This is a genomic window from Bacillus cereus group sp. BfR-BA-01360 (assembly GCF_022663595.1).
GTDB lineage: Bacteria > Bacillota > Bacilli > Bacillales > Bacillaceae_G > Bacillus_A > Bacillus_A cytotoxicus.
On the sequence record NZ_JAKUFV010000008.1, the window covers coordinates 164,976 to 171,020 of the forward strand.

Consider the following 6,045-nt stretch of genomic DNA (forward strand, 5'->3'; position numbering starts at 1 on the left):
TATCATTTTTTTACAGTCATATTAAGTAATTCTACAGTTAATTGTAGGGTGTTACAGTTAGCCTGTTTACACGACTACTATATACTTTACAGTATAATTCTAGCAGACTAGATTTTCAATAAGTTTTTCTACTTTTCTTTTATATAATCATTATTATCTCTATATACCTGTTTCTAATGTAAGTTGGTAAGTATTAGAGGCTTTCCCCTGTCCAACTGTAACAGACAGTATACCCTGTTCTTTCAGTCCTTTTATTGCCTTTGATGTTGTATTACGATTAGCACGTAAATAATCCTGCAACTGGTTATACGATAACTTCACGGGTGCTTTATCCGCTTCTAATTCTTTCATAATATATAGTAACAATAGTTCTGTTTTATCTAAGTTAGTGCGTTTGAATAATGCCAATGTTAGCCTCTTCCCTTGTTCTATCATTTAACACTCATACTAATGGTGCCTTACACTTCATATAGTACATATTAATTACTATAAAAACAATAAAAACTTCTTCTTAACTGTGGGATAATATTAAAAAGACTTATGTGAATTACGCATAAGTCTTACTTTTGTTACTCATAATTAATTATTATTTGTCTTCGCAATCACATAAGCTAGAAAACAATTCTTAAAATGATGAACCAATAATGCACTACTCTAAAAAAATAGAATTGATATCTATTAAATATAATAATCAGGATTTTCTTCCATTTTTATTAATAATTCTTCTAAAGAATCCTCTATTTTCGTTGAACCATAATATATAGGACATTGACCTAATTCATTTTCCTGCTTAAATTTAATTGTTAAAAAGCTAATCTCTGATACTTCAAAAAATACTAGTGATTCTTCATCATCGACATCGTCGAAATTAGGATTATATTCATAAATATCTTGTCTTAAACGAAAATCTGCAACAGAAAATGGGTCCATGAATCTGTTAATAAGAGTCTTATTAGTCTTTAAAAATCCATAGCCAATTTCCTCATAGAAACGTTTTAATTCTTTTGGGAATTGCATTTTCAACAAATCTTCTGCTTCTGCTATCTCTTCTTTTGGTAAAGGATAGAAAATAGGTTTTTGTTTAGAACGGACACTTCTGTCTACTACAACATATTCTTTCAAAAAATTAAACATATTTTTTACTACCCCCTATTAAAGTAGGGTTATTTTTAACGCTTCCTCAAGCATTGTATTAAAATCATTATATGTGTTCATTACCGTACCTGATGGTTTATCAAGTTCTAGATAAGTACCGTCTGATAAGTTTTTACAGAACCATGCTATATTTGAATCTCCAAGGAAAAGATACTCTTTTTGAAATTCATTTTCATACCAAATCTCATTGGTTTCTATAAGCCCGCAAATTGATTCGTCCCTTTCTGTATCTAACAAATAAGAGTCGACTCCATAAAGTACTAGCCCGTTAAAATCTAATCCATTTACAGTTTTAAGAAACTCCTCATATTCACTCGGTAGGTCAACATTAAAACTCTCTTTCATGCGTTCTCTTAATTTCTGAATTTCACTATCTGTTGCTGGTGTATTCAGTTTATCATTAAAACTTTTCTCTATTTTTTCAATTTCTAAAATCAGATTTTTCCACATATAAAAATCCCTTTCTAAGTTTATTTATTCTCCCTTAGGGTAGATGTTGTATTTTGGTATAGGCCAACTTACGTCTACACTATCTCCATCTTGTAAGTGTCTAGTTAACGTACGTTGTGTATTAGTTATAGCTTTATGATATGGATGATTTTGTATTAAGGTTAAATTTCCAAAGTCGTTTGTTCCTCCATCATCTAAAGGGAGGTTATGATGTACTTGCCACCCTTTTGGATTGTTTCCTCTTTTCATCCTTTCTATATCAGCATCTGTTATTCCCGCTTTTTTGAGTTCTTTCAGTTTAACAGGGTCATTTACCAATGCATTAAGAAAATCTTTTCTCACACTCCTATCAAATTCCTTCCGAAGTTGTTCAGCTTCTTCTCGAGTTCTCTTAGAGTATGTAATTTCATCAACTTTAACATCTTTAAGAATTACATCTTCTCCATATAATTTACCAACAAAAATGTCACCATCCGTAGTCCTTTTAGTATATTGATAAGGTGATAGCTTATCCTTAGCTGTTTGATAAGTATCAATAAAGCTAGATTTTAAGGAACTTCCCCCAAAACCAGCATAAGCAAAACGGTTTCCAATGTTTAAATTAAAATTATTTAATGCATTTAGTGTGTTTCTATATGTAGCAGAATTAGTTACTTTGGACATACCTTTTGCTAGATTTGCAGTAGTTGCTACCTTCGATGCTTTACTTAATCCTTTATCACCAATGAGACCTAGCCCAACTTGAGTTAAAGCATAACTTCCCCACTTCGCCCGACTTTCTGCGTCTCCATTTATTACATCATCAATAAATGAATCCGACAATGCATTATACATGGTACTAAGGGTATCGATAGGGTGCAAAGCAGCGTTCCCCATGTTTTCCCACGTTTCCCAATCTCCTAAAGCTTTTATTCCGTCTATTGTATCGCTAACTGCTTGTCCCGTACCATCTACAATACCGTCCCAAATTTTTTCACCAGTAGATTTTTCAGGTAGCTTACCACACATTTCACCTTCTTCAATTGAATGGGCAGCTTGACGTGCCCTCTCTTCTGTAATTGCTTGAATTGAAGTTGTCCATTCCATATTCAATCCTTGTATACTAAATGTACCAGTGGCAGGACTAAAACCTTTTCCACTTTGTACCTCTGCTAAACCTTGTGCGATACTAGCTGCTAGTTGAAGTGCTGTATCATAATTACTACTAGAAGCATAATTAAATTCGTATAAATGTTCTAGTTTCTCTTGCAGTTTTTTCCTCATGACAGTAAAAAGATTCGCCATAGCGTCCATACCTGGGATTGGCATAGCTTGACTGATGGCTTCCATACTTGCTTTCATTCGGTCAATTTCTCGAATTTGTTCTAATATTTCTTGTTCGATTACATCTGTGGAAGCGACTTGTGATTGAAATTGACTTGGAAAAGCATCATTCTGACGAATTAACTCTTCACACAGATAAATGATTCCTTGTGCTAAAGGACGAAAGGTTTGTACAAAAAATGATTTTGCACTGCTATAAGTTTGTCCTTGTAGAACAGTATCAATTGCAAAGGTGTCAATCGACTGAATGACTTGTTCCATACCTTGAATGGTAGCGTTACATACAGCATTCATGCTTTGAGTTTGGCTTTGTACTTCTCCCAAATACATATTTAAACTCATGAATTGCCCTTCCTTCTTTATACAGTATTTTATAAGAAAATTATACCATGTTAAATTCCCCCACTGTATCAAATGTTTGAATTTACTAAACACAATGAATTAATGAATTTCTTCTTTTAAAATAAGATTGTTAAACAAATGTTGAGGAATATTAAAATTAAATTTCCATTATATTCTATTCTTGTTATTATTAATGTAAGACTATTCAGAAAAGAAAGGGGGCTATATGCACGTTCCAGTGAAAGAGAATGAACAAGTTACGAAACTGCTTAATAATTGGTATCAAGCCATGTTACAGGAACAAGTGTTAAAAGCAACCAATTTAAAACAAGAAATTGATGAGAAAATTAATAAAATCAAGGAAATTCAAGATGAACAGTATCAAGAGCAAAACTTACTATTATATTATTCGTTGTTAGACTTTAGATATAAGGCACTAACGGACAGCTTAAGCATTGCAAAAAATAGTTTTGATATTGTGGAATCATATAATGCATCCTCTGATGAATTTCTATCCTATTACTACTACTTTTTCAAGGCAGTACATGCCACATTAACGACAAACTATAATGAAGCGAGTGAATACTATGAAAAGGCAAACTCATTTAAATAATACTTAATGGTAAATGATCGAAGATTTCTTAGCTCACAGTCCTTTACAAACAAGGTGATAGCTTCATCAAACGTTTCAACATAGAATTTACTTTATTTTTTAATAACAGCTAATTTACTTTCTGCTGAAGTGTTTTTTCTTCTAGCCATAAGTTAACCACCTTTCTTTACCAATGAACACGACCAATGAATACGATTATAAAAGTGGATTTTTTAAGCAAAATTACCCCTGAAAACACAAAAAAACGCCTTCCTACAAAACTGTAGAAAGACGTTTTAAACGTTGCTATTACTTAATTCTTCTGTAATTCACGATAACCATTTAACGATACCGATGGTCGGGGTCGAACCGACACTCCCGAAGGAACACGATTTTGAGTCGTGCGCGTCTGCCAATTCCGCCACATCGGCATATAAAAAAAAGGCGGCAACCGGATTCGAACCGGTGGTAAAGGTTTTGCAGACCTCTGCCTTACCACTTGGCTATGCCGCCATATTCAATTTGGAGCGGAAGACGGGATTCGAACCCGCGACCCCAACCTTGGCAAGGTTGTATTCTACCACTGAACTACTTCCGCAAAATGGCTGGGCTAGCTGGATTCGAACCAGCGCATGACGGAGTCAAAGTCCGTTGCCTTACCGCTTGGCTATAGCCCATCGAATGATTAATACATTATATGTTATCATCATCAACTTTATTACAATGATTTTCATATAAGACATTAAAAATCTTATCATATTTTAATCAATTTGTAAATATTCAAAGTAAATGGGGCGACTGATGGGAATCGAACCCACGAATGCCGGAGCCACAATCCGGTGCGTTAACCACTTCGCCACAGTCGCCATATTCATTTGGCAGGGGCAGTAGGAATCGAACCCACATTGGAGGTTTTGGAGACCTCTGTTCTACCATTAAACTATGCCCCTATATAAATGGTGGAGGGGGGCAGATTCGAACTGCCGAACCCGAAGGAGCGGATTTACAGTCCGCCGCGTTTAGCCACTTCGCTACCCCTCCGAAACTTACTGGTGCCGGCTAGAGGACTTGAACCCCCAACCTACTGATTACAAGTCAGTTGCTCTACCAATTGAGCTAAGCCGGCTTATTTTATTTGCATGGTGGCTCGGGACGGAATCGAACCGCCGACACGAGGATTTTCAGTCCTCTGCTCTACCGACTGAGCTACCGAGCCTTATGTAATGGCGGTCCCGACCGGGGTCGAACCGGCGATCTCCTGCGTGACAGGCAGGCATGTTAACCACTACACCACGGGACCATTTGGTTGCGGGGACAGGATTTGAACCTGCGACCTTCGGGTTATGAGCCCGACGAGCTACCAGACTGCTCCACCCCGCGACGATTATTATTTTAATTTAAAATGGTGGAGGATGACGGGATCGAACCGCCGACCCCCTGCTTGTAAGGCAGGTGCTCTCCCAGCTGAGCTAATCCTCCAAAAGTGGTGACCCGTACGGGATTCGAACCCGTGTTACCGCCGTGAAAGGGCGGTGTCTTAACCACTTGACCAACGGGCCAAAAGTTCCTAATGGCGGAGAGCAAGGGATTCGAACCCTTGATACGCTTGTGACGTATACACGATTTCCAATCGTGCTCCTTCGGCCATCTCGGACAGCTCTCCATAAATGGCTCCGCAGGTAGGACTCGAACCTACGACCGATCGGTTAACAGCCGATAGCTCTACCACTGAGCTACTGCGGAATAATATAGCCTGGCGACGTCCTACTCTCACAGGGGCAAGGCCCCAACTACCATCGGCGCTAGAGAGCTTAACTTCCGTGTTCGGTATGGGAACGGGTGTGACCTCTCTGCCATCATCACCAGACAATATTCATTTGAGACAATCATTATTATACCTAATTCACTTAAAAAGTCAACAAGTTTTTTTATATTCTCTCAAAACTAGATAACATTTGCTTCATATTGAATCCAGCTCCAGCGACTAGAATTTCGATCATTTCGTACCTTCCTGCCGAAGCAAAGAACGCTTCTATAGTCAGGAACTCCAATGCTTTTCAATTCTGAGCGAGTCGCTTCCGCTTTAGATATATGGTTAAGTCCTCGATCTATTAGTATTCGTCAGCTCCACGTGTCACCACGCTTCCACCTCGAACCTATCAACCTGATCATCTTTCAGGGAT

The 6,045-nt window shown here is 37.4% G+C and carries 4 protein-coding genes, 15 tRNA genes, 2 rRNA genes and 1 pseudogene; 1 reads left to right on the forward strand and 21 read right to left on the reverse strand.

The annotated features are described in order from the left end of the window. Positions 1–159: 159 nt before the first annotated feature. From MR056_RS10255 to MR056_RS10270, 4 genes are all read right to left on the reverse strand, one after another. Positions 160–408: a GntR family transcriptional regulator gene (locus tag MR056_RS10255; RefSeq protein WP_242136552.1), complete on the reverse strand. Its 249-nt coding sequence runs from the start codon at positions 406–408 to the stop codon at positions 160–162. 270 nt (positions 409–678) lie between these two features. Next, positions 679–1,134 (reverse strand): SMI1/KNR4 family protein, encoded by a 456-nt coding sequence (locus MR056_RS10260; protein ID WP_087097676.1) that lies wholly within the window; start codon positions 1,132–1,134, stop codon positions 679–681. An 18-nt stretch (positions 1,135–1,152) separates the two neighbouring features. Continuing rightward, positions 1,153–1,605: a YrhA family protein gene (locus MR056_RS10265; RefSeq protein ID WP_087097674.1), complete on the reverse strand. Its 453-nt coding sequence runs from the start codon at positions 1,603–1,605 to the stop codon at positions 1,153–1,155. 24 nt (positions 1,606–1,629) lie between these two features. Then, entirely contained in the window at positions 1,630–3,270 is a 1,641-nt protein-coding gene (locus tag MR056_RS10270; protein ID WP_087097672.1) for a T7SS effector LXG polymorphic toxin, read from the reverse strand. 226 nt (positions 3,271–3,496) lie between these two features. Here MR056_RS10270 and MR056_RS10275 point away from each other — a divergent pair. Further along, positions 3,497–3,868: pseudogene (locus tag MR056_RS10275) on the forward strand (response regulator aspartate phosphatase); the annotation flags it as partial. A gap of 343 nt (positions 3,869–4,211) precedes the next feature. Here MR056_RS10275 and MR056_RS10280 read toward each other — a convergent pair. The 17 genes from MR056_RS10280 to MR056_RS10360 all read right to left on the reverse strand — a co-directional run. Continuing rightward, a tRNA-Leu gene (locus MR056_RS10280) sits at positions 4,212–4,293 on the reverse strand. Positions 4,294–4,304: 11 nt separating this feature from the next. Further along, positions 4,305–4,375 (reverse strand) — tRNA-Cys (locus tag MR056_RS10285). Positions 4,376–4,385: 10 nt separating this feature from the next. Then, positions 4,386–4,460 (reverse strand) — tRNA-Gly (locus MR056_RS10290). Between the two features lie 4 nt (positions 4,461–4,464). Further along, a tRNA-Gln gene (locus tag MR056_RS10295) sits at positions 4,465–4,539 on the reverse strand. 113 nt (positions 4,540–4,652) lie between these two features. Continuing rightward, a tRNA-His gene (locus tag MR056_RS10300) sits at positions 4,653–4,728 on the reverse strand. A gap of 10 nt (positions 4,729–4,738) precedes the next feature. Beyond that, a tRNA-Trp gene (locus tag MR056_RS10305) sits at positions 4,739–4,812 on the reverse strand. Between the two features lie 7 nt (positions 4,813–4,819). Next, a tRNA-Tyr gene (locus MR056_RS10310) sits at positions 4,820–4,903 on the reverse strand. 9 nt (positions 4,904–4,912) lie between these two features. Further along, positions 4,913–4,988: transfer RNA gene (locus MR056_RS10315), tRNA-Thr, on the reverse strand. A 14-nt stretch (positions 4,989–5,002) separates the two neighbouring features. Next, positions 5,003–5,078, reverse strand: a tRNA-Phe gene (locus MR056_RS10320). An 8-nt stretch (positions 5,079–5,086) separates the two neighbouring features. After that, positions 5,087–5,162, reverse strand: a tRNA-Asp gene (locus MR056_RS10325). 3 nt (positions 5,163–5,165) lie between these two features. Further along, positions 5,166–5,242, reverse strand: a tRNA-Met gene (locus MR056_RS10330). A 23-nt stretch (positions 5,243–5,265) separates the two neighbouring features. After that, positions 5,266–5,341 (reverse strand) — tRNA-Val (locus MR056_RS10335). A gap of 5 nt (positions 5,342–5,346) precedes the next feature. Next, positions 5,347–5,421, reverse strand: a tRNA-Glu gene (locus MR056_RS10340). Positions 5,422–5,433: 12 nt separating this feature from the next. Further along, positions 5,434–5,525 (reverse strand) — tRNA-Ser (locus MR056_RS10345). Between the two features lie 5 nt (positions 5,526–5,530). Next, positions 5,531–5,605: transfer RNA gene (locus MR056_RS10350), tRNA-Asn, on the reverse strand. Between the two features lie 8 nt (positions 5,606–5,613). Continuing rightward, a 5S ribosomal RNA gene (gene rrf, locus MR056_RS10355) occupies positions 5,614–5,729 on the reverse strand. A 224-nt stretch (positions 5,730–5,953) separates the two neighbouring features. Further along, positions 5,954–6,045: ribosomal RNA gene (locus MR056_RS10360) — 23S ribosomal RNA — on the reverse strand; the annotation flags it as partial.

What these genes read in the sequence shown, in the direction of transcription:
- MR056_RS10270 (WP_087097672.1), bottom strand. Translation starts at nt 3,270, where the DNA reads ATGAGTTTAAATATGTATTTGGGAGAAGTACAAAGCCAAACTCAAAGC.
- MR056_RS10265 (WP_087097674.1), bottom strand. Translation starts at nt 1,605, where the DNA reads ATGTGGAAAAATCTGATTTTAGAAATTGAAAAAATAGAGAAAAGTTTT.
- MR056_RS10260 (WP_087097676.1), bottom strand. Translation starts at nt 1,134, where the DNA reads ATGTTTAATTTTTTGAAAGAATATGTTGTAGTAGACAGAAGTGTCCGT.